Source organism: Neisseria weixii (assembly GCF_002327085.1).
GTDB lineage: Bacteria > Pseudomonadota > Gammaproteobacteria > Burkholderiales > Neisseriaceae > Neisseria > Neisseria weixii.
Window position 1 is genome coordinate 61,292 of record NZ_CP023429.1, and the last position, 19,775, is coordinate 81,066.

Sequence of the window (19,775 nt, forward strand, 5' to 3'; positions counted from 1 at the left end):
AAGCATACCCAAGCTCTGTGAATGTTTGATGACAGGCCGTCTGAAATGGATGTTTTCAGATGGCCTGACGGTTATGAATAGGCCGAGACCTTTGCAAAAAAACCAAAACTCCCCTAAATTCCCCCTAAAGAATTCAGAGGAGTTTTTTTTATGAGCAGCTTCTTCCACCAACAAGCCCGAATCATGACGGGCAAACATACCGGCAGCTGCCCGTTGCTCAAAATTAACCGGCTGCCCGATTGGCAGCCCGCCGGACAACTGCCCAACCGGCAAAAGACCCGTTACATCCGCGGTCACCGCGGCCGCCCCGCCTATCCGCTGCCGCCCGTGCTCAAAGCCGTATTGCCCGGCCAATGGCACAGCCTTTCCGATCCGGAATCGGAACGCTGTTCAGCCGCCCGTCCGGATTTCTGCTTCTTCTGCGGCTTTGATGAAGCCGCCTTACCCGGCCGCAGCACCCCTGCCGTTTCCGCAACCGGCCGGCACAGGATGAAGCCTTAGCCCGGCTTCCCGAACCGGTTAACCGCCGGCTGACCGAAAAAGGCTTAAAAACAGAGAAAGCCCCGGCAGCAGTGATTGACGCCGCCATCATCCAAACTGCCGGCGGCAAACAGCGTCAGGCTGTCGAAACCGATGAAAACGGCATCACTGCCGAAACCCTGCCCGGCAAAGACAAGGATGCGCGCCGGGTGAAGAAAGAGGGCAGATTCACCTTGGGCTGCAAACAACACACCCGCACCGGTTCGGAAGGCTGTATCGGGAAACTGCACACCACCCCGGCCGACGCCCGTGAGTGCAACCATTTCGGACCGCTGCCGGACGGCACCGCACCCGGAACAACCGTCTATGCCGATAAGGGGTATGACAGTAAAGCCAACCGGGAGCATCTGCAAAGCAAACGGCTGTCCGGCGGCATGATGCGTAAGGCACAGCGGGGCAAACCTTTAACGGAGCAGGAGAAACAGCGCAATACGCAGCTGTCGGAAGTGCGCTGTGCGGCCGGGCAAACCTTCGGTACGCCGCACCGGAAATCCGGCTGTAAAAGAGCGCGTTATTTCGGTTTACGGAAAGTACCGGCGCAAAGCCATTTGAAAGCGGTGTGCCTGAACCTGCCAAAGGCAGCCGGCAGGCTTCGTGTGCCTGCTGCTGCCTGAAAAGGGCAACGGGCACCCCGATAAAGGGGCTGATTGGGGGAAATACGGACGGGAAACACGTCTGAAAATGAAAAAACGGTTACCTGATTGTTCAGGTAACCGTTTGGATGGGACGGCCGGTATTTTGCAAAGGTCTCAGGCCGTCTGAAATATTTCAGACGGCCTTGTGTTATTTTAAATCCACGTCAAACAAGCCGCGCAAAGCATTGCTTAAGCAAATTTTTTCGGCGCGTTGCAGCATATCGCGCGTGATGCGGCTTTCGAATACCTTATCCGTGTCCAGATGGTGCTGCGGATTATCCAACACTTCCTGCCGCATTACACCGTTGAGAATAGCCAAATCCAGAGTAGGAGTGTGCCATGCGCCATCAATTTTAACGAACACATTGCTGCGGCCGCCTTCGAGCAACAGGCCGTCTGAATTGAAGAACAGGGTATCGAATGCCCCTTGTTCGGCGACGTGTTGCCACGCCTGGTCAAAATGCGCACGACGGGTGGTTTTAAAGCGGCGGAGGATATCCTGATTCGGCAAGGCATGATTGCTGATGATAACGTACTGTTTGCCTACCAATCCGGCCAATGGCGCGTGGGCAAAGACCAGTCCGCCATCATGCTCAGGCAACAGCGCGATTTTCAAGCGTTGTGTTTCAGACGGCATTTTCATCAAATAATCATTGATTTGCGCGGCAAAGTCCGCATTCAAAGGCAGGTTCAAGGCTTGCGCCGACGTGTTCAGACGGTCTAAATGCCGCGCCAATAAAGAGCATTGCTTTTGCTCGACGCGCAGCGTTTCAAAAATACCGAAATCCGGTCGCAAATCAGTGAGAAAACGCGCTTTCCAGCCGCATTCCGCCCATTCCGCTTCAGCTTGGCTGTCGATGACAATGCCGGAGCCGACACCATATTCAGCGTGAAAATCAGCGGCGGATTGTCTATTTTCAGACGGCCTGAGTATCAGCGTGCGGATCACCACGTTTAACACGCCTTCAAAGCCCAAACCGCTTGTACAAGGGTTGAGAAAACCGATGCTGCCTGTGTATAAGCCACGCGGAGAGGTTTCGAGCTGCCCGATCAGGCTCATGCTCATGCGTTTGGGCGCACCGGTAATCGAGCCGCAGGGAAAGGCAGCGTGGAAAATATCGGCGGTGCGGGTGCCCGGTCGGGCTTGTGCTTCGATCGCACTGGTCATCTGCCACACGCTGCCGAACTGCGATACCTTAAACGGCTCGGGTACGCGCACGGAGCCGGTTTGCGCGATTTTGCCCAAATCATTGCGCAACAAATCGACAATCATGATGTTTTCCGCGCGGTTTTTGGGGTCGTTGCGCAAATCGGCAGCGCGTTGCGCATCACCGCCGTCGTTTAAAATCGGTGCCGTGCCTTTCATCGGTTCGGTGGTGATGAGGCCGTCTGAAGCAATGTTGAGGAAAAGCTCGGGCGAAAAACACAAAGTCCATGTATCGAGGCCGTCTGAATCGGGCAGGTGGCACAAGGCGGCATAAGGCACGGGCTGGCGCAAGCGGCGGTATAAATCGATCGGATTGCCGTAGGTATCGAAATGCAGGCGGGTGGTGTAGTTGATTTGATAAGTGTCGCCGCGGCGGATGGCTTCGTGAATCTCAGTGACGGCGTGCAGGTAATCCGCTTGGGAAACATGGTTTTGCGGTGTGCTGATGCCGCAAAACAGGCCGTCTGAATGCGTGTCGAGCCATATCGGCGCAGCTACTGCCTCGCAGCTTGCAAACCAATGCACGGCCAAGCAGCCGCTTTGTTCGGTAGGAAGGTTCAATAACGGCAAGCCGAAAGCGTAGTCTGTACACAACAGCGCAAACCAGCCGTTTTGCCAACCCTGTTGCAAAAGGTCATCCAGCGTATCGAGCTCGTGCGCGTGTAAAAAACAGCTTTGTTGATGATTTTGATAGAGTTTTGCCCGACCGGTAACCGCGTCGTCGAGAAGTGCGAAAAAAAACATGATGACAATAGATAAGTAGATTGATTATACAATAAATTTACATAAATCAGCAGGAAAAAGCCGACGCATTATAAATGTGTAAGATTATGTAGGCCGAAGGCGCAGAAAAGCGTTAAAATAAGCATGAAAGGAAATCATACCACTAAAAAACCTTTTCCATGATAGGAGTTAAGATGACAGAAACACAATTGCAACCTTTTGAAGAAGTGAAAACCGATGTAGCGGAAAACAAATTGGAAGTGTTTGAAAAAACCGTGTTGGAATACGAAGGTCAGGTCACTTCGGAAGATTCCAATTCCGCGCCATTGCCGGAAAGCTATCCTTACCGCCAGCGTATGCGCCGCGCCGTGTATGAGCGCGAAAAGAAAAAGCTGCAAATCGAATTATTAAAAGTGCAAAGCTGGGTCAAAGAAACCGGCCAGCGCATTGTCTGCCTGTTTGAAGGCCGTGATGCCGCAGGTAAGGGCGGTACCATCAAGCGCTTTATGGAGCATTTAAATCCGCGCGGCGCACGCGTGGTGGCCTTGGAAAAACCAACCACCACCGAACGCGGCCAATGGTATTTCCAACGCTATATCACCAATCTGCCGACCGCCGGCGAAATGGTTTTTTTCGACCGTTCATGGTACAACCGTGCCGGTGTCGAGCGGGTGATGGGTTTCTGTGAACCAAACGAATATTTGCTGTTTATGCGCCAAGCACCTGAATTCGAACGTATGCTGGTGGCCAGCGGTATTCATTTGTTCAAGTTCTGGTTTTCGGTGAGCCGCGAAGAACAGCTGCGCCGCTTCATTTCCCGTCGCGACGACCCGTTGAAACACTGGAAACTCTCGCCGGTGGATATTCAATCACTCGACCGTTGGGATGACTATACCGAAGCTAAAGATGCCATGTTCTTCCACACGCACACCGGTGATGCGCCGTGGACGATTATCCGATCCGACGACAAAAAACGCGCGCGTCTGAATTGTATCCGCCATTTCCTGCACAGCTTGGATTACCCGGGCAAAGATGAAAAAGCCATCGGTAAAGTCGACGACAAAATCATCTTGTCGCCTAATGTGCGTTACCAACAACAGCACGTTGAAATCGGTCACGATTAATCTGCGCTGAAGTGAATGTTCAAGGCCGTCTGAAACCTGATTGGGTTCAGACGGCCTGATACCTTTGGAAAACCGCCATCTTTGGCACATTTCTTTGTTGTACGCTGCTCGAAAACTTGCTTATCTGTATGTCTGCGCTTATGCGTTTGCTTACTTCTGACTGCATTCAAACTCTAGAACAAAGATCTCAAGCGGAGTCATCGTTTAAAAAAACAACAGAAATTGGCTCGTTTCAAACTTATATTTTGGAGTAATGGTTCAAGATGTTCTGTAGCGATATTTCCTTCAAACAAAACCTACATGCGAAATTAAATAAAAGTATTGTTATGTCAAACACTTAACAAAGCACTATTTTTTGAATGAAGCAAACTGTTTCATGATGTAAATCAAGGATGTTGGTAAAAATATTACTTATACTGCTTTTAAGTGAAATTTTATTACCTACTAATTTTTCAGGAGAAAATCATGAATGCGTCTGCCGATACTACCGTGAACCCTGCCGTTACGGAGGTCAACCGTTTGGTTGAGAAAGGGTTGGTTGCGCTGGATCAATTCCGCACGCTCAATCAAGAACAAATCGACTATATCGTGGCCAAAGCCTCGATTGCCGCGCTCGACAAACACGGCGTGCTGGCCATGCACGCGGTGGAAGAAACCGGCCGCGGCGTGTTTGAAGACAAAGCCACCAAAAACCTGTTTGCCTGCGAAAACGTGGTGCGCCGCCTGCGCGATTTGAAAACCGTGGGCGTGATTAGCGAAGACGACGTAACCGGCATCACCGAAATCGCCGACCCGGTGGGCGTTATCTGCGGCATCATCCCCACCACCAACCCCACTTCCACCACGATTTTCAAAGCCCTGATTGCGCTGAAAACCCGCAATCCGATTATTTTCTCTTTCCACCCTTCCGCCCAGCAATGTTCCGCCCACGCCGCGCAAATCGTGCGCGATGCCGCCATCGCCGCAGGCGCGCCGGAAAACTGTATCCAATGGATTGAAAAACCCTCGATGGAAGGCACGTCTTCGCTGATGAAACACCCCGGTGTGGCCACCATTTTGGCCACCGGCGGCAATGCGATGGTGGAAGCAGCCTATTCCTGCGGCAAACCCGCGCTCGGCGTGGGGCGGGCAACGTTCCGGCCTTCCGGCCTATGTGGAAAAATCCGCCAACATCAAACAGGCCGCCCACGATATCGTGATGTCGAAAGCGTTCGACAACGGCATGATCTGCGCCAGCGAGCAGGCGGTGATTGCCGACAAAGAAATTTATCAAACACTGGTGGAGGAATTTAAATCCTACGGTGTGTATTTCGCCAATTCCAAAGAAAAAGCGCTGCTTGAAGAATTTATTTTCGGCGTGAAAGCCAACAGTGAAAATTGTGCCGGTGCCAAACTCAATGCGGCCGTGGTGGGCAAATCGGCCGCCTGGATTGCCGAACAGGCCGGCTTCAAAGTGCCCGAAAAAACCAACATTATCATGGTGGAATGTCGCGAAGTCGGCAAAAAAGAGCCGTTAACCCGCGAAAAACTTTCGCCCGTATTAGCCATGCTCAAAGCCGAGAGCGCCGAAGCAGGTTTGAAATTTTCCGGGCAAATGGTGGAATTCGACGGCCTCGGCCACTCGGCCGCCATCCACACCGCCGACAAAGAGCTGGTGAAAACCTTCGGCGAGCGCGTGAAAGCCCTGCGCGTGATTTGGAACTCGCCCTCTTCGTTCGGCGGCATCGGCGATGTGTATAACGCGTTTCTGCCCTCTCTGACCTTAGGCTGCGGCTCTTACGGCAAAAACTCCGTGGGCGGCAACGTTAACGCCGTGAATCTGTTAAATATCAAAAAAGTAGGTCGTCGGAGAAACAACATGCAATGGTTTAAAGTGCCCGCCAAAATCTATTTCGAACGTGATTCCATCCAATATCTGCAAGACATGAAAGATTGCGAAAAAGTGATGATCGTTACCGACCGCTCCATGGTGGATTTGGGTTTTGTCGATAAAATCACCCGCCAGCTCAACCTGCGCAAAAACAAAGTGACCGTGCAGCTGTTTACCGACGTGGAAGCCGACCCCAGCGTGCAAACCGTATATAAAGGCACCGACCTGATGCGCAGTTTCCAGCCCGACACCATTATCGCGCTGGGCGGCGGCTCGCCGATGGATGCGGCCAAAGCCATGTGGCTCTTCTACGAACAACCGCAGGTTGATTTCGAAGATTTGGTTCAGAAGTTTATGGATATCCGCAAACGCGCGTTCCGCTTCCCCGAATTGGGCCGTAAAGCCAAATTTATCGGCATTCCAACCACCTCGGGCACCGGCTCCGAAGTAACGCCGTTCACCGTGATTAGCGACGGCGAAAAAAAATACCCGATTGCCGACTACTCGCTCACGCCCACCATCGCCATCGTCGATCCTTCGTTCACCATGACCGTGCCCGCCAGCGTTACCGCCGACACCGGTATGGACGTGCTCACCCACGCGGTGGAAGCCTATGTTTCGGTGCTTGCCAACGACTTCACCGACGGTTTGGCGCTGCAAGCCATCAAGCTTGTGTTTGAATTTTTGGAACGCTCCTACAAATACGGTGCCGACGACCCCGAAGCCCGCGAACGTATGCACAACGCCTCCACCATCGCCGGCATGGCTTTTGCCAACTCGTTTTTGGGCATCAACCACTCGCTGTCGCACAAAGTGGGCGGCAAATTCCACACCACCCACGGCCGCACCAACGCGATTTTCCTGCCGCACGTTATCCGCTACAACGGCACGCGCCCGCAGAAAACCGCCACATGGCCGAAATACAACTACTACAAAGCCGACGTGAAATACCAGGAAATCGCCCGCACCCTCGGCCTGCCGTGCAGCACACCGGCCGAAGGCGTGGAATCGTTTGCCAAAGCCTGCGACGGGCTGGCACGCAAAGTGGGCATCAAAATGTCGTTCAAAGAGCAAGGCATCGACGAAAAAGCCTTTATCGCCGCCCGCAAAGAGCTGGCGCTGATGGCCTACGAAGACCAATGCTCGCCCGCCAACCCGCGCCTGCCGATGGTGGCCGATATGGAAGAAATCCTCACCAAGGCTTATTACGGCGAATAATGCGTTATAGCATTAAACAGCAGGCCGTCTGAAAAAATCTTTTCAGGCGGCCTCTGTGTTTGCCGACCTTGAAAAATCGGCTTTTGAATTCTGTATCTTAAATTTACGGCATATTTATAGTGATAATGGGTTTTAATATATTTAACAAAACAAACAAACTTTAATGGGGGAGTCATAAAGACAGAATCGCTATGATCCGTGATTCGGTTCATTGTGCATTCTTTTTATTTTTAAACATATTATCCGATAAATCCCGCCATAGCCTGTTCAGAAGACTTCAAACAACCCGTACTCAAAAAACTCCGTCAAGGACGGTTCGCAGAGCCGCAAAAGAATCCGGCACCGCCATTCTCCACCATCACGCTTTGGAGACGCCCTCCGGCTCCCCAAGTCCCTCCAAGGCAACGCAAAACCCGCAAAATCAGCGCCCAAGCACTGCTCGAAGATGTCGGGCGTTATCCTGATGCCTATTGCTGTGAAAGAGCGCAACGCTTTGGCTGTTCCCATACGCCATACACAAAGCATTAAAGCGATACGGCATCAGCTGCAAAAAAAGACCGGCCGCCACCCGAAAGCCGGCAGAAGGCTCAGAAAAAACTTCCTGAAGTTACTGCACCGCTACATCCTCCGTAACCGTCCGGTTGTTTGTTCAGACGGGAGCTGATTCGGAAAATCCTGTTACCGGCCTTACGCTTATGCGCCAAAAAGCCGGCGTTGTTATGCGGCCTCCGTGTTGAAACGTCGGACAGAATAACCTCCGCCGATCAGAATGCAATGACCGAAACAGGGAGGCATTATGCCGCATACCCGATGGTAATCAGTAAAAGTTAAAATTCAATTACCGGAAACAGGAGCATATCATGCCGAATATTTTGATTATCAACGGCCACCAGCCTTATGATTTTTCCAAAGGCGAATTAACCGGAACTTTGATTGACATCGCCGAAAAAGTTTTGACCGGTAAAGGCTGCGCCGTCCGCCGCAGCCGGGTAAACGGTTACAGCGTGGAAGACGAGTTGGCCAAATGGCAATAGGCGGATGCGGTGATTTTCCAGTTCCCGTCCAACTGGATGATGATTCCGTGGTCTGCCAAAAAATATATGGACGATGTCTTCACCGCAGGTATGGGCGGCATTTTGTGCGATACCGACGGCAGACACCGCGACAATCCTGCCGCCGGCTACGGCACGGGCGGGAAAATGCACGGCAAAAATATATGCTGTCCGCCACCTTTAATGCGCCGGAAAACGCTTTCGGCAACCCTGACGAATACTTGTTCCAAGGCAAAGGGTTGGACGATCTGTTTTTCCCCGTCCATTGCAATTTCCGCTTTTTTGCGATGGAGAAACTGCCGACCTTCGCCTGTTTCGACGTGGTTAAAAATCCGCAAATCGGACGGGACTTAAAGGATTTCGAAGAACATATCCGCAGATATTTCTAAAAAAACCACCGCTTGCAGCAATACAGGCGGTGGTTTTTCTCCCAATTTTTGCAAAAATTTTTCAGACGGCCTTTTGTGCCAAAATTCCGTCTAAATTTTCTTCTAGCCAATCAACCAAATGATGGATTTTCTCGGCAGCCTGCATACCGTAATCGGTGAGTGTATATTCTACGTGAGGCGGTACGGTATCGAACGATTTACGGACCAGCATTCCGTCCTGCTCCAACTGTTTCAACGTTTCGGTCAGCATCCGCTCGCTCACACCCTCAATTTCCCGTCGGATTTCCGAAAAGCGTTTGGTTCCTTGCCGCAACACAATCATCACCAATGTTCCCCAACGGCTGGTCAAGTGGTTTAAAACTGCCCGGCTTGGACAGTTTTTAGAAAGCACATAACCTCTATTGAAATCTTCCATAAATTTAAATCCTTAAAAATCAATTAGTTAAAAATTATTTTCAAACTTACTATTTTGTAAGTACTTACAAAAAGTAATTTATAAAACTATACTACGCCACATCAACTAAATATTCAATATTTAAGGAAATCCAATGAAAAAATTACTTTTAGCAACAACAGCACTATTTACTACTCTTTCAGCAATGGCATCAACCACGCCGGAGCAAAATAAACAAAATGCCCTAGAATTTTACGAAATGGCATTTAACCAGCACAAAGTAAAAGAAGCGACTGCAAAATATATTGGCGCTGAGTATTTGCAACACAATCCAAGCGTTAAAGACGGCGGGCAGGCATTTATTGAGGCGTTCGAGCCGTTTTTAAAAACACACCCGAAATCAAAAGCAGAAATCAAACGGGTGGTAGCGGAAGGTGATTTGGTGATGTTGCACGTCCACAGTACCATTGATGAGAACGATCGCGGCGAAGCGGTAGTGGATATTTTCCGCTTCGATGATAACGGCAAAATTGTTGAGCATTGGGACGTTATTCAAGCCATACCGGAAAAAACCGAAAGCGGCCGTTCGATGTTTTAATTTTCACTTTTTAAGGAGCACAAAATGAAAAAATTTGCCGTAATTGGCGCAACCGGCTATGTCGGCTCTGCCGTTGTTAAAGAATTGGCAAACCGTGGCTGCCAAGTAACCGCATTTGCCCGCAATGCAGGCAAAGTGCAACAAGCAGACAATGTACAAGCGGTCGCTTTTGATGTGGAAAATGCAAAATTTGCCGAACAGTTGCAAAGCTTTGACGCAGTAGTAAGTGCATTCAACCCGGGCTGGAATAATCCGAATATCGGTGCAGATTTCACTCGTGGGGCGAAAGCTATTGTAGAAGCGGCAAAAGCCGCTGAAGTGCCATATTTGCTGGTGGTCGGTGGTGCAGGCAGCTTGTATGTTGCCCCAAATCTGCAAGTGATCGACACACCGGATTTCCCGAAAGAAATTTATGACGGCGCAAACGCTGCCCGCAATCTGCTGAATGATCTGCGTGATCGCCGAGATCTGAACTGGGCATTTATTTCCCCGCCGGCAATGCTCGGCGCAGAGGCCGGCTTTAGCGAAGAACGCACCGGCTCTTACCGTTTGGGCGGCGAAGAATTACTGATGGACGGCGACACGCCCGCCGGTATCAGCGTAGCGGATTTGGCAATTGCCATCGCTGATGATGTGGAACAAAAAGCCCATCTGCACCGGCGTTTTACCGTAGCGGCATTGTAAAACTTTCCCGAAAAAACACCGCTTGCAACAATACAAGCGGTGTTTTTTTGTCAAAAATTTGCAAGGTTTTTTCAGATGGCCTGATATTAAACCTTCAATACTTCCACCACCGCCCTTAATGCGGGTGAGATATTGCGGTGGGGGTAATACAGATACAATGCAGGCAAAGTTTGGCTTTGGGTGATAAGCATACGGATAAGTCTGCCATTGGTTAAATCGTCCGCCACCAAATCAAGCGGCACATAAGCTAAACCTAATCCTTCTTTAGCTGCGCTAGTTTCGGCATAGCTGTCACACACTTGCAAACGGGCATCCGGTGTGTGGTAAAACGGTACGCCGTTGTTATCAAACTGCCACGCATAAACCTTACCGTTTTTCATTTGATAGCCAATACACCAATGCTGACGAAGTTCATCAAGATGTTGCACAAAACCGTGTTTGTCAACATAGTCAGGCGAGGCGACCAATGCCATTTGCAGTTCTTGGCTGATTTTCACCGCAATCATCTCATCACCGACATCACTCCCTAACCGCACTCCTGCATCAAATCCTTCGGTCACAATATCCACAAAACGGTTGTCGTTAATCAGTTCGAACTCAATTTGCGGATATTGATGGCGGATTTGTTTGAGTTTGGGCAAAAAAATCTTATCTATGGCCTGTAAACTGGCATTGATACGCACTTTACCAGACGGTGTATCTTTCAAGTGAGCAAGTTTTCCGATGCCGTCTTGAATGTGTTCAAAGCCGTTTTGAAGTTCACTAAATAACACATTGCCGGCTTGGGTGAGTGAAACGGTACGTGTAGTACGGTTAAGCAGTTGCAACTCCAACTGCTGTTCCAACACTTTGATGGTTTGGGATAAGGCTTGAGGCGATACGCCTAATTTGGCAGAGGCTTGGGCAAAATTTTTCTCTTGGGCGACCACCAAAAAGGCAAACAAACTGTTGTAATTGATTTTAGGCATTGGTGATTATTATCAATTTAAAATTGATAGTCTAACAAAAAAATGCGTGATTATCATCTTAAAGTTGATTTTGTATAATGTCGCCATTGATAATTTGATTTAAGGTAAACCACGATGAAAATGAAAAACTTAATCACCGTTTTACTGTTACCCACAATCTTTTTAGGAGCAACTACTATGGCAAAACCTATTCCCCAATCCGCTCAAGAAATCAGTGTGCCTGCCCAAACCATAAAACTGACCCAAGAATGGGATAAGGTTTTTCCGAAATCGGATAAGGCGGAGCATCGCAAAGTTACCTTTAAAAACCGCTTCGGCATTGTGCTGGCAGGCGATTTGTATCTGCCCCAAAAGGCCTTGAAAACTGGTTCGGGCAAACTGCCTGCCATTGCCGTATCAGGGCCGTTCGGAGCGGTCAAAGAGCAGTCCGCCGGCCTGTATGCGCAGACTTTGGCGGAGCGGGGCTTTGTAACACTGGCGTTTGACGGATCCTACACAGGGGAAAGTTCCGGCCTTCCGCGTAATATGGCAAGCCCTGAAATTTATACCGAGGATTTTAGCGCCGCGGTGGATTTTCTGAGTAATTTGGACAATGTGGATAAAAATAACATCGGGATTTTGGGGATTTGCGGCTGGGGCGGATTTGCCTTAAACGCCGCCATTGCGGATCCGCGTATAAAAGCAGTGGCAACCAGTACTATGTATGATATGACCCGTGTAATTGCCTATGGCTACAATGATAGCAACGACGCCGATGCACGCTATGCTATGAAACAGGCAATGAACAACGCCCGTACCCCCGCATCACAAACAAGTTATGCCGAACTGTCGCCTGCCAATAACCTGCGCGCCAAAGATTTTAAAGCGGATACCCCACAGTTTATCAAGGAATATTCTGATTTTTACACCACCGAAAGAGGCTTTCACCCACGGGCGGTCAATTCCAACCCTGACGGTTCGTGGGCAACCACGGCAATGCTCGGACTTATCAATATGCCGATCCTGCAATACGCTGCAGAAATGCGCACGCCGGCCTTAATCGTACACGGCGAACGCGCCCACAGCCGCTATTTCAGTGAAGATGCGTATCTGTCATCGGGTAGCCCCGACAAAGAGCTTTATATCGTGCCGGACGCGAGCCACACTGATTTGTACGACAACAAAGCAGGTAAAATTCCTTACGATAAGTTTGAGCAGTTTTTTAAAGCAAAATTGCAATAACGCTGTCTAAAAAAGACGTTAAAAAACTTCAGGCGGCATTTATGATGCCAATTCGGTAAATCCGGTTAAGGATACTGAAATGCCGCCGGTGTAACCATCAAAGTAATTAAAATGTAAATTGACAGGCAAAATGATAAAACACCTGCTATTGCCGTTGCTGCTATTTCCAGCGGTAACTTTTCCGGTAGGAAATACACCGTTAAAACCACAAGTTCAAAGCACACAAAAACCCCATATACAGGAGTCAGAAATGAATGATGCTCATCAAACCGCCTACTTTACCGCAAACGGGCAAACCTTTGATATACAGCTTGAAAACAACCCTACCGCCCAAGCCTTTGCAGAATTGCTGCCACTTGATTTGACAATGAGGGATCATTTAAATAATGAAAAATTCGCTGCCTTACCCAACGCATTGCCACGCCAAGACCAAACAGCAGGGTATATTCAAACCGGAGATATAATGCTCTACCAAGGCGGCACACTGGTAGTGTTTTATGAGTGTTTTACAAGTTCCTACCGTTATACCCGCATCGGCAAAATCAATAATCCCGACCAGCTGAAACAAGCACTTGGACGAAAAGATGTTCAGGTAAAGTTGACAATAGAATAAAAACTGAAATTTTTTATCATCACTGTCCGGGCGGATAAATCATCTCATCTACAATGCAGCAGATAAGCCGGTGATCGGTTACATAAAATACCCCCGGATTCCCTTTATCCTGTGTACCGATAAAAAACAACCAACCTTTTCTCTTACTGCCCGAGCTTGAATACATTCCAAACGTGCAGCCTCTATTTCCTGTAGAACAACACTGCGCTTTTTAGCACGCCAATCTTTCCAATTCACCCTTATTTGATAAGATTCAATCAGTTTGCTGTTTTCCCATCTGCCGCAACCGGTTTGAATTTCAAGGTAAGCCTCTGTCTGATTGAGTTTGTGCCAACTGATGGGGCATAAAAAATGTGCGGTTCCTTATACTGTACAATGCCTTTATTACTCAAACGCCAAAAAATTTCCTGATACGTCTTTCCGTTAATGTCAGGTATGCTCAAAGGCAAATCCCGATCATAAGGATAATTTAAAAACACACGGCAAATAGAACGGATAGTCTGTGCCGCCCAAGTACGGGTTCTTTTCACCGTATCCGTTCCCTCCGTACGGCCTGCCCGCGTCCGGTAGGCAGAAATTGCCGCAGGGGCCTCAGTTGAGGAGGTTACTTCACGTGTGTCTTTCAATAAAAGCCTGTTAGGGAAGCTTGCCGGAAAACCTCTATCAGTAGAAATACGCTGTTTTTTTGCTTTTTTCACGATTTCGGCATCACCTTCTACATCACAATCGGGTTTATGCCCTAATTTTGCACTGAAATATGGACGCTTTTTGTTTTCCGCCCGAAAAGAACAAGGGGTAACCTGAATATGGCATCCTCTGCACAAATAGCCATATGAGTCCACAAAATCCAGTTCCCACAACTGCTCTGCATCAATAATTTTACCCGTATGTTTATCTATTGCCGATTCCATAATTCCTTACCCTCTTAAATATACCCTTTGCATATTGTTTTGACAGAATTTCACTGCCCTATAGCCCGTATAAATATACTTATAAACTATTTTACCAACTTTGGATTTAATTTTTTGTTTTTTAAATATTTTGGATATGTTTTTGCAAAATCCCCCAAATACGCGTGATGTGTTTTTGCCTGAAAAACCAATCAGATTTCAGACGGCCTGATTATGCCCCGCCGCCCCGTTTCAAATGAAACCGTATTGCAGAATTTCCTTGAAAAACGACCGCTTGTTTCATTAACCGAAATCGGCCACGCCTTTGGTTTGTCTGACAATCAGTCAGTGAAAGCGAGGCTGAATAAAATTCCGACTGTTTGGCGGCGGATTGATGATGAATTTTTGGCGTGGGTAAAGAATTAAAAAAAACACCGTTCGGCTTGAAGTTCAAGCGGTGTTTTTTTATTAAAAATCGGCAAAGGGTTTCAGACGGCCTGCCTAGCGGTTTGCCTCTCCCCATTCGCACAGGCTGTCTAAAACCGGAATGAGTGACAGGCCTTTGTCCGACAGGCTGTATTCCACTTTGGGCGGAATCTGCGGATATTCGGTGCGGACAATCAATCCGTCGGTTTCCAGTTCTTTTAAAGACTGGCTTAATGTTTTCACCGAGATTTTGCCGATTCTGCGCTGCAATTCGTTAAACCGCATATTGGGCGGATTGCGGTGCAGCCAGAATAAAATCACCATCTTGTATTTACCGCTGATCAGCGATAAAGCATAGCCGAAACCGGTTTCTTCCAGCGTTTCAATTGCTTTGTAATCGGGGGCGTTGAGCATTTACACTTTCCTTTGGGTGGGTATGTTACGGTAAGTTGCGTACTGTTTTTTTAAAACATACCCAATTATAATACCGGCACTGTCTTTTTTAAACCTTAAATCGGAGTGTTTTAATGAAAATACAAATCTGGTCGGACTATGCCTGCCCTTACTGCTACATCGGCAAACGCCATCTGGAACACGCGCTGGCACAATTTGCCCGCGCTGATGAAGTGCAGGTTGAATTCAAGGCATTCGAGCTTTACCCCCACGCCGGCAAAACGGCGGTCAACACTACTCAGCAGCGCATTGAGAAAAAATACGGCAAACCGCCGCAAGGTGCGTTGGAAATGATTGCCCATATTGAAAAGACGGCAGCGCGGGCGGGGCTTGAGATGAATTATCGGGCGGTGAAAAACACCAATACTTTCGATGCGCACCGCTTGGCAAAATGGGCGGACAGCCTGGGCAAAGGGCAGGAAATGCACGAGCGACTGATGCGGGCCTATTTTACCGATAATGCGGAATTGGCAGACCGGGACAATTTGGCGGAATTTGCCGCAGATGTCGGCTTAAACGGTGATGAAGCCAAGCAAATGCTCGCTTGTGGTGATTTTGTGCAAGCGGTCAAAAAAGATGAAAACGAAGCGGCAGCCGCCGGTGTGCAGGGCGTACCGTTTTTCGTATTCGACGGCAAAACCACCGCTTCCGGCGCAATGCCGGCGGACAGCCTGCTTAAGCTTTTAAACCAAGTTTATCAAGAACAGCAAAGCGGAAACCTAACCGGTGCCGCCTGCGGCATTGACGGGTGCGGATAATGGCCGCCGCACGCTTTATGCCGTCTGAACCACCGGTTGCGCTGGGCAAAAACAACGCCGGCAAATGCCTGATTCTCATCCACGGACTGACACTTTCAGGCAGGCAGTTCGCCCCGGCCGGACATTTCCTGCTGAACAGCCTGGGGGATAATTGGCGGATTATCCTGCCCACCGCGCCCAAGCAAAAAGTCACTTGGGCAGACGGCCGGACCACCACCGCCTGGTTTGATCTGCCCAAAGGCAGCTTTGTTCGGAATCAGGACGAAGCAGGGCTGCTGCAAGCCAAAACCTATATCCACAGTCTGGTTGAGGAACAAATCAGCCAAGGCATCGGAGCTGAAAATATTTTTATCGGCGGATTCTCACAGGGCGGCGCATTGGCGGTGTTGTCCGCATTGACTTACCCCGATACATTGGGCGCAGCAGTGTGTCTGTCGGGCTACCTGCCGATTGCCGATACCTTAACAAACTGTTTTGATAAAAAATTACCGCTGCTCTTCGCCCACGGCAGGCAAGATGTCCCCATTCCGCCCGATTTAGCGGAATCTGCGGTCAATCTTTTAAAAACCCACGGCTTTGACGTGGATTTTTACACCTATCCGATTGGGCATACGCTTGATGAAAAAGAACTCGCCGATGTGGCGCAGTGGTTGCAAAGCAGGTAGGAACACCGCCGCTTGCGGCACTGCAAGCGGTCAGATTACGGAGAAATTTCCCACATTGGCTTGAGGGGGTTGTCGAGCCATTAAAACACATTTGAGGCTTCCATCAATACGGCAGCCGGTAACTTCCATTCATCACTAATCCACAAAGGCCGTCTGAAGCTTCAGACGGCCGGCTGTTTTATCGCCATTTAAGGTTTGGGCCAACAGGCACAAGGCGGGTTGGATTGAGATGCGGTTGTGAAAAATAATAGAACCGCTTGGTGTAGGGAATATCCACGGTGGCTTGAATAGCAGGCTGTTGATAGAGATCGATCATATAACGGTATAAATGCTTAAATTCGCTCAACGGCTTCAAATTGCATTTATATAAATCCGCATACACGCTTTCAAAACGGATTAGGGTGGGAAACAAGAAAAAATCAGAAAGCGTGATCGTTTCGCCAAATAAATAGCGTGTTTGAGCAAGGCGATCATCTAATGTTTCAAGATTTTCAAACAATTTAGCGAGCTGTTTTTCATATTTTTGTTGCGAATTTGCCAGCCCGACTTGGTACACTTTCAACGTGATTTGCTGATTTAGCCATTCATTCAAACGCGAAATCTCTTCTTTCAACGCTTCTGGCACAAGGGTTGCGGGATTTTTGACGAAATCTTGCCATTCTGTGGCTAAGTGCAATGCCATTTCCGCTGAATCATTGCAAGCGATGGTTTGGGCGTGTTTATCCCATAACACGGGCAGGCTCACCCGCCCGAATAATCGGGCTTGGCTTTGAGATAAATATCCCGCAAAAAAGCGCTGTGAAAGAGCGAATCGGGATACTGTTTGTTAAACGTCCAGCCTTGATCGAGCATTTCTGGGGCGGTGCTTGATGATGAAATCTCGTGATGTAAATCCAAATAATGGATCACCAAATTTGCACGGTGAGCAAAGGGGCAGCCGTAGGCGTAGTAAAAATGATAGCGGTGCGATTCTGCCGTGATTTGGGTAGGGAAATTATCCATTTCGGCAAGCGAATTGAGGTCGGCCCGCCATTGACCTTTTTCAAGAAGTGGCATTGTTATTCCTTTGTAAAAAAGCGGTCGAAATTGACCGCTTGTGATTAGAGAAGATGAAGATCGAGATGACCGACTTTTTCAATCGCTTTTCGGTAACTTGGGTGATGTTCCACCTGCTCTACAAAACGCGCGATGTTTGGGTAGGTTTCCTCTGGCAACAAAAACATTGCCACTTGAAGTGGGAAACTCATCATAATATCCGCCCCAGTGAGTTGCTCACCGCAGAACCATTTTCGATCACGCAAATGTTGTTCTACATAGTCTAAATGCAACGCCACTTGGCTGTTGAAATGATCTAATTTTGCGCCATCAGTCGCCAACATTTTTTGCACAATCGCAGGCATTATTGAGCCTTCAGCATAGTGCAGCCATTGCAAGTAGCGGTAATAATCGGGCGTATCTTTGCTTGGCGTTAATTGCCCGTTGCCATATTTTGCGATCAGATATTCCACGATCGCCGCACTTTCTGCCAGCACGAAATCATTATCAGCCAAAACCGGCGCTTTGCCGAGTGGGTGAAGCGTTTTAAAAATAGGCGGGGCAAGGCGAGTAACGGGTTCTCGCTCGAAACTTTTTACCTCAAAAGGCACGCCTAATTCAGCCAAAAGCCAAACAATGCGTTGCGAACGGGATTGTTTGAGAGAGTAGAGTGTGATCATTGTTTCTTCCTTATAATTAAGCATCATCACGGCGAGCTGTTGCACCACCGTCCACCGTCCAGATCGCCCCTGTTACCCACGAGGCTTGCTCAGAAAGCAAAAATGTGGCGGTTTCTGCCACTTCGTGCGGTAAGCCATTGCGGCCGAGAGCGTGCAGTTTTGCCATATTGGCTAAGGTGGATTCAACTTGCTCTTTGCTTGCAAAACGCTCAAAAATGTTGGTTTCAACCAAACCTATCGGCAACGCATTTACCCGAATGCCATATTCCGCGAGTTCCGCCGCAAGGTTTTTCGTCATTGCTTCTAAGCCTAATTTTGCCATTGAATAGGCAGTCATTGGCGTGGATTTTAACGGCAAATGGGAAAGGGCTGCCGTGATATTGACAATCGAGCCTGCTGTTTTCTGTGCGATCATCGATTTTGTTACCGCTTGGGTGATGAAGAAAATCGCTTTGTTCAAATTCAAATAGCCGTCATAGGATTTTTCGTCCGTGTCTAAAAAACTATTTGGAAAATAAACGCCCGCCGAATTGACCATTAAATCAATATCAGAATGGTGCGTATTAAGTTGCTCAATCAAGGCATTCACGCTTGCCATATCCAATAAATTGGCGGTTAAAGCGGCGATATTTTCTGCTCCAAACCGTTCGGCAAGTTGCAAGCGGGCTTTTTCGGCTTTTTCTGGACGATTGCCCACGATAACCGCTTTTCCGCCTTGTTCCAGCACTAATTTGGCGATTTCAAAACCGATCCCACTTGTGCCGCCGACAACTAATAATTTGTGATTGGTAAATTTTTTCATTGGTCTTTCCTATTCGTTTTCGTTGATAAATTGTTGATATTGATCGGCATATTGCGTAAGCATTTGCCCCATTGTTTGCATATCGATAAACCTCGCCCCCGCCAAATTTCTTTACCATTGGCAAAAATCAGCACGGCTGGGGCGGTTAAAATGTGGTAGGCACTGGCAAGATCGGGGCATCTGCAATGCTTACCGTGCCAACGTTTACTGGCTCAAATTGTGCGGTAATGTCCGCAATTTTGGCTTTCATCACGGTGCAAACGCCGCAGTTCGGGGCGGAAATATATAAAACCGCAAGTGGATTTTGCTTGATAAACCCATTGACTTCGTTGAGATTTTTTAAGGTTTTCATTTTTTACTTTTCAGGAAAATAAGGCATTGCAAGCGGTCGGTTGAGCAAAAAAAATCGCAAAACCGACCGCTTGTCGTACTTACTCAACCAGTATTTGGTTGATTAAACCCGCAAGTTGTGATTTCGGCATTGCCCCTGCCATACGTTGAATGTTTTTACCTTGTTTGAACGTCATCAAGGTTGGGATCGAACGCACATCATATTGCATTGCCAGTTGTGGGTTTTTATCGACATTGATTTTGACGATTTTCGCCTTGCCGTGAAATTCCTCCGCGAGAGCATCAAGTGACGGGCGATCATCTGGCACGGCGGACACCAGTCCGCATAAAAATCCACTAAAACAGGCAATTCAGATTGCAAGACATCTTGTGCAAAAGCGGTGTCGCTTGAATAAATAATGTTGTTACTCATTTTTGTTCCTCGTTTGTGTTTTGTTGCGACATTATAGAAAGCCATTCGCTTGATTATTTGCCTAAAT

General features: G+C 48.5%; 22 protein-coding genes and 3 pseudogenes. 14 read left to right on the forward strand and 11 right to left on the reverse strand.

The window, feature by feature from the left end; genetic code table 11:
- Positions 1-150: 150 nt before the first annotated feature.
- A pseudogene (locus CGZ65_RS00335) lies at positions 151-1,154 on the forward strand (IS5 family transposase).
- A 169-nt stretch (positions 1,155-1,323) separates the two neighbouring features.
- On the opposite strand, the gene CGZ65_RS00340 reads toward CGZ65_RS00335, so the two are convergent.
- Positions 1,324-3,126, reverse strand: a complete 1,803-nt coding sequence (locus CGZ65_RS00340) for a bifunctional chorismate-binding protein/class IV aminotransferase (protein WP_096294410.1) — start codon at positions 3,124-3,126, stop codon at positions 1,324-1,326.
- Positions 3,127-3,299: 173 nt separating this feature from the next.
- On the opposite strand from CGZ65_RS00340, the gene ppk2 reads away from it, so the two are divergent.
- The 7 genes and pseudogenes from ppk2 (at position 3,300) to CGZ65_RS14835 (ending at position 8,758) form a co-directional block, all read left to right on the forward strand.
- Entirely contained in the window at positions 3,300-4,229 is a 930-nt protein-coding gene (gene ppk2 / locus CGZ65_RS00345) for a polyphosphate kinase 2 (RefSeq protein WP_096294411.1), read from the forward strand.
- A 465-nt stretch (positions 4,230-4,694) separates the two neighbouring features.
- Complete coding sequence (locus CGZ65_RS14480; RefSeq protein WP_269768613.1) at positions 4,695-5,522, forward strand: aldehyde dehydrogenase family protein; 828 nt, start codon at positions 4,695-4,697, stop codon at positions 5,520-5,522.
- A complete protein-coding gene (gene adhE, locus CGZ65_RS00350) occupies positions 5,428-7,317 on the forward strand; it encodes a bifunctional acetaldehyde-CoA/alcohol dehydrogenase (protein ID WP_269768635.1) in 1,890 nt (629 codons plus the stop codon). Before CGZ65_RS14480 ends, adhE begins: the two co-directional genes overlap by 95 nt.
- A gap of 357 nt (positions 7,318-7,674) precedes the next feature.
- Entirely contained in the window at positions 7,675-7,845 is a 171-nt protein-coding gene (locus CGZ65_RS14985; protein ID WP_415906969.1) for an IS630 transposase-related protein, read from the forward strand.
- Between the two features lie 332 nt (positions 7,846-8,177).
- Positions 8,178-8,351, forward strand: a complete 174-nt coding sequence (locus tag CGZ65_RS13545) for a hypothetical protein (protein ID WP_232507463.1) — start codon at positions 8,178-8,180, stop codon at positions 8,349-8,351.
- Between the two features lie 9 nt (positions 8,352-8,360).
- Positions 8,361-8,519 (forward strand): annotated as a pseudogene (locus CGZ65_RS14990) (NAD(P)H-dependent oxidoreductase); the annotation flags it as partial.
- Positions 8,520-8,533: 14 nt separating this feature from the next.
- Positions 8,534-8,758, forward strand: coding sequence for an NADPH-dependent FMN reductase family protein (locus tag CGZ65_RS14835; protein ID WP_332457946.1), 225 nt, complete (start codon positions 8,534-8,536; stop codon positions 8,756-8,758).
- Positions 8,759-8,819: 61 nt separating this feature from the next.
- Here CGZ65_RS14835 and CGZ65_RS00365 read toward each other — a convergent pair whose 3' ends face one another.
- Positions 8,820-9,173, reverse strand: coding sequence for a winged helix-turn-helix transcriptional regulator (locus CGZ65_RS00365; protein WP_096294413.1), 354 nt, complete (start codon positions 9,171-9,173; stop codon positions 8,820-8,822).
- Between the two features lie 133 nt (positions 9,174-9,306).
- Here CGZ65_RS00365 and CGZ65_RS00370 point away from each other — a divergent pair, with 133 nt between their 5' ends.
- Both CGZ65_RS00370 and CGZ65_RS00375 read left to right on the forward strand, forming a co-directional pair.
- Positions 9,307-9,750, forward strand: a complete 444-nt coding sequence (locus CGZ65_RS00370; RefSeq protein WP_096294414.1) for a nuclear transport factor 2 family protein — start codon at positions 9,307-9,309, stop codon at positions 9,748-9,750.
- 24 nt (positions 9,751-9,774) lie between these two features.
- Complete coding sequence (locus tag CGZ65_RS00375; protein WP_096294415.1) at positions 9,775-10,434, forward strand: NAD(P)-dependent oxidoreductase; 660 nt, start codon at positions 9,775-9,777, stop codon at positions 10,432-10,434.
- Between the two features lie 86 nt (positions 10,435-10,520).
- Here CGZ65_RS00375 and CGZ65_RS00380 read toward each other — a convergent pair whose 3' ends face one another.
- The gene (locus CGZ65_RS00380; protein ID WP_096294416.1) at positions 10,521-11,402 is read right to left on the reverse strand and encodes a LysR substrate-binding domain-containing protein; all 882 of its coding nucleotides are present in this window, start codon (positions 11,400-11,402) and stop codon (positions 10,521-10,523) included.
- A 177-nt stretch (positions 11,403-11,579) separates the two neighbouring features.
- Here CGZ65_RS00380 and CGZ65_RS00385 point away from each other — a divergent pair, with 177 nt between their 5' ends.
- Both CGZ65_RS00385 and CGZ65_RS00390 read left to right on the forward strand, forming a co-directional pair.
- Positions 11,580-12,623, forward strand: a complete 1,044-nt coding sequence (locus CGZ65_RS00385; protein WP_232507464.1) for an alpha/beta hydrolase — start codon at positions 11,580-11,582, stop codon at positions 12,621-12,623.
- A 250-nt stretch (positions 12,624-12,873) separates the two neighbouring features.
- Entirely contained in the window at positions 12,874-13,236 is a 363-nt protein-coding gene (locus CGZ65_RS00390; protein WP_096296050.1) for a cyclophilin-like fold protein, read from the forward strand.
- Positions 13,237-13,493: 257 nt separating this feature from the next.
- Here the strand turns inward: CGZ65_RS00390 and CGZ65_RS00395 are convergent, their stop codons facing one another.
- The gene (locus CGZ65_RS00395) at positions 13,494-14,147 is read right to left on the reverse strand and encodes a hypothetical protein (RefSeq protein WP_096294418.1); all 654 of its coding nucleotides are present in this window, start codon (positions 14,145-14,147) and stop codon (positions 13,494-13,496) included.
- A gap of 480 nt (positions 14,148-14,627) precedes the next feature.
- Positions 14,628-14,966 carry a winged helix-turn-helix transcriptional regulator gene (locus CGZ65_RS00405; protein ID WP_096294420.1) on the reverse strand — a complete coding sequence of 113 codons (339 nt, stop codon included), beginning with the start codon at positions 14,964-14,966 and terminating at the stop codon, positions 14,628-14,630.
- 113 nt (positions 14,967-15,079) lie between these two features.
- On the opposite strand from CGZ65_RS00405, the gene CGZ65_RS00410 reads away from it, so the two are divergent.
- Entirely contained in the window at positions 15,080-15,763 is a 684-nt protein-coding gene (locus CGZ65_RS00410) for a DsbA family oxidoreductase (protein WP_096294421.1), read from the forward strand.
- Entirely contained in the window at positions 15,763-16,428 is a 666-nt protein-coding gene (locus CGZ65_RS00415; protein WP_096294422.1) for an alpha/beta hydrolase, read from the forward strand. Before CGZ65_RS00410 ends, CGZ65_RS00415 begins: the two co-directional genes overlap by 1 nt.
- A gap of 178 nt (positions 16,429-16,606) precedes the next feature.
- Here the strand turns inward: CGZ65_RS00415 and CGZ65_RS00420 are convergent, their stop codons facing one another.
- The 6 genes and pseudogenes from CGZ65_RS00420 to trxA all read right to left on the reverse strand — a co-directional run bounded on the left by CGZ65_RS00420 (position 16,607) and on the right by trxA (position 19,753).
- Positions 16,607-17,161 (reverse strand): glutathione S-transferase C-terminal domain-containing protein, encoded by a 555-nt coding sequence (locus CGZ65_RS00420; protein WP_157742671.1) that lies wholly within the window; start codon positions 17,159-17,161, stop codon positions 16,607-16,609.
- An 8-nt stretch (positions 17,162-17,169) separates the two neighbouring features.
- Positions 17,170-17,484, reverse strand: coding sequence for a glutathione S-transferase family protein (locus CGZ65_RS00425; protein ID WP_096294424.1), 315 nt, complete (start codon positions 17,482-17,484; stop codon positions 17,170-17,172).
- Positions 17,485-17,528: 44 nt separating this feature from the next.
- Positions 17,529-18,188: a glutathione S-transferase family protein gene (locus CGZ65_RS00430; protein ID WP_232507465.1), complete on the reverse strand. Its 660-nt coding sequence runs from the start codon at positions 18,186-18,188 to the stop codon at positions 17,529-17,531.
- Entirely contained in the window at positions 18,160-18,945 is a 786-nt protein-coding gene (locus tag CGZ65_RS00435; RefSeq protein ID WP_096294426.1) for an SDR family NAD(P)-dependent oxidoreductase, read from the reverse strand. Before CGZ65_RS00435 ends, CGZ65_RS00430 begins: the two co-directional genes overlap by 29 nt.
- 145 nt (positions 18,946-19,090) lie before the next feature.
- Positions 19,091-19,297: a thioredoxin domain-containing protein gene (locus CGZ65_RS00440; protein ID WP_096294427.1), complete on the reverse strand. Its 207-nt coding sequence runs from the start codon at positions 19,295-19,297 to the stop codon at positions 19,091-19,093.
- Between the two features lie 79 nt (positions 19,298-19,376).
- Positions 19,377-19,753 (reverse strand): annotated as a pseudogene (trxA, locus tag CGZ65_RS00445) (thioredoxin).
- Positions 19,754-19,775 lie beyond the last annotated feature (22 nt).

Coding starts and splice junctions, on each gene's coding strand:
- CGZ65_RS00415 (WP_096294422.1), top strand. CDS start 15,763: ATGGCCGCCGCACGCTTTATGCCGTCTGAACCACCGGTTGCGCTGGGC.
- CGZ65_RS14480 (WP_269768613.1), top strand. CDS start 4,695: ATGAATGCGTCTGCCGATACTACCGTGAACCCTGCCGTTACGGAGGTC.
- CGZ65_RS00340 (WP_096294410.1), bottom strand. CDS start 3,126: ATGTTTTTTTTCGCACTTCTCGACGACGCGGTTACCGGTCGGGCAAAA.
- CGZ65_RS00425 (WP_096294424.1), bottom strand. CDS start 17,484: ATGCCACTTCTTGAAAAAGGTCAATGGCGGGCCGACCTCAATTCGCTT.
- CGZ65_RS00440 (WP_096294427.1), bottom strand. CDS start 19,297: ATGAAAACCTTAAAAAATCTCAACGAAGTCAATGGGTTTATCAAGCAA.
- CGZ65_RS00410 (WP_096294421.1), top strand. CDS start 15,080: ATGAAAATACAAATCTGGTCGGACTATGCCTGCCCTTACTGCTACATC.
- CGZ65_RS00370 (WP_096294414.1), top strand. CDS start 9,307: ATGAAAAAATTACTTTTAGCAACAACAGCACTATTTACTACTCTTTCA.
- CGZ65_RS00435 (WP_096294426.1), bottom strand. CDS start 18,945: ATGAAAAAATTTACCAATCACAAATTATTAGTTGTCGGCGGCACAAGT.
- adhE (WP_269768635.1), top strand. CDS start 5,428: ATGTCGAAAGCGTTCGACAACGGCATGATCTGCGCCAGCGAGCAGGCG.
- CGZ65_RS00395 (WP_096294418.1), bottom strand. CDS start 14,147: ATGGAATCGGCAATAGATAAACATACGGGTAAAATTATTGATGCAGAG.
- CGZ65_RS14835 (WP_332457946.1), top strand. CDS start 8,534: ATGCTGTCCGCCACCTTTAATGCGCCGGAAAACGCTTTCGGCAACCCT.
- CGZ65_RS00405 (WP_096294420.1), bottom strand. CDS start 14,966: ATGCTCAACGCCCCCGATTACAAAGCAATTGAAACGCTGGAAGAAACC.
- CGZ65_RS00385 (WP_232507464.1), top strand. CDS start 11,580: ATGGCAAAACCTATTCCCCAATCCGCTCAAGAAATCAGTGTGCCTGCC.
- ppk2 (WP_096294411.1), top strand. CDS start 3,300: ATGACAGAAACACAATTGCAACCTTTTGAAGAAGTGAAAACCGATGTA.
- CGZ65_RS00390 (WP_096296050.1), top strand. CDS start 12,874: ATGAATGATGCTCATCAAACCGCCTACTTTACCGCAAACGGGCAAACC.
- CGZ65_RS13545 (WP_232507463.1), top strand. CDS start 8,178: ATGCCGAATATTTTGATTATCAACGGCCACCAGCCTTATGATTTTTCC.
- CGZ65_RS00375 (WP_096294415.1), top strand. CDS start 9,775: ATGAAAAAATTTGCCGTAATTGGCGCAACCGGCTATGTCGGCTCTGCC.
- CGZ65_RS00365 (WP_096294413.1), bottom strand. CDS start 9,173: ATGGAAGATTTCAATAGAGGTTATGTGCTTTCTAAAAACTGTCCAAGC.
- CGZ65_RS00380 (WP_096294416.1), bottom strand. CDS start 11,402: ATGCCTAAAATCAATTACAACAGTTTGTTTGCCTTTTTGGTGGTCGCC.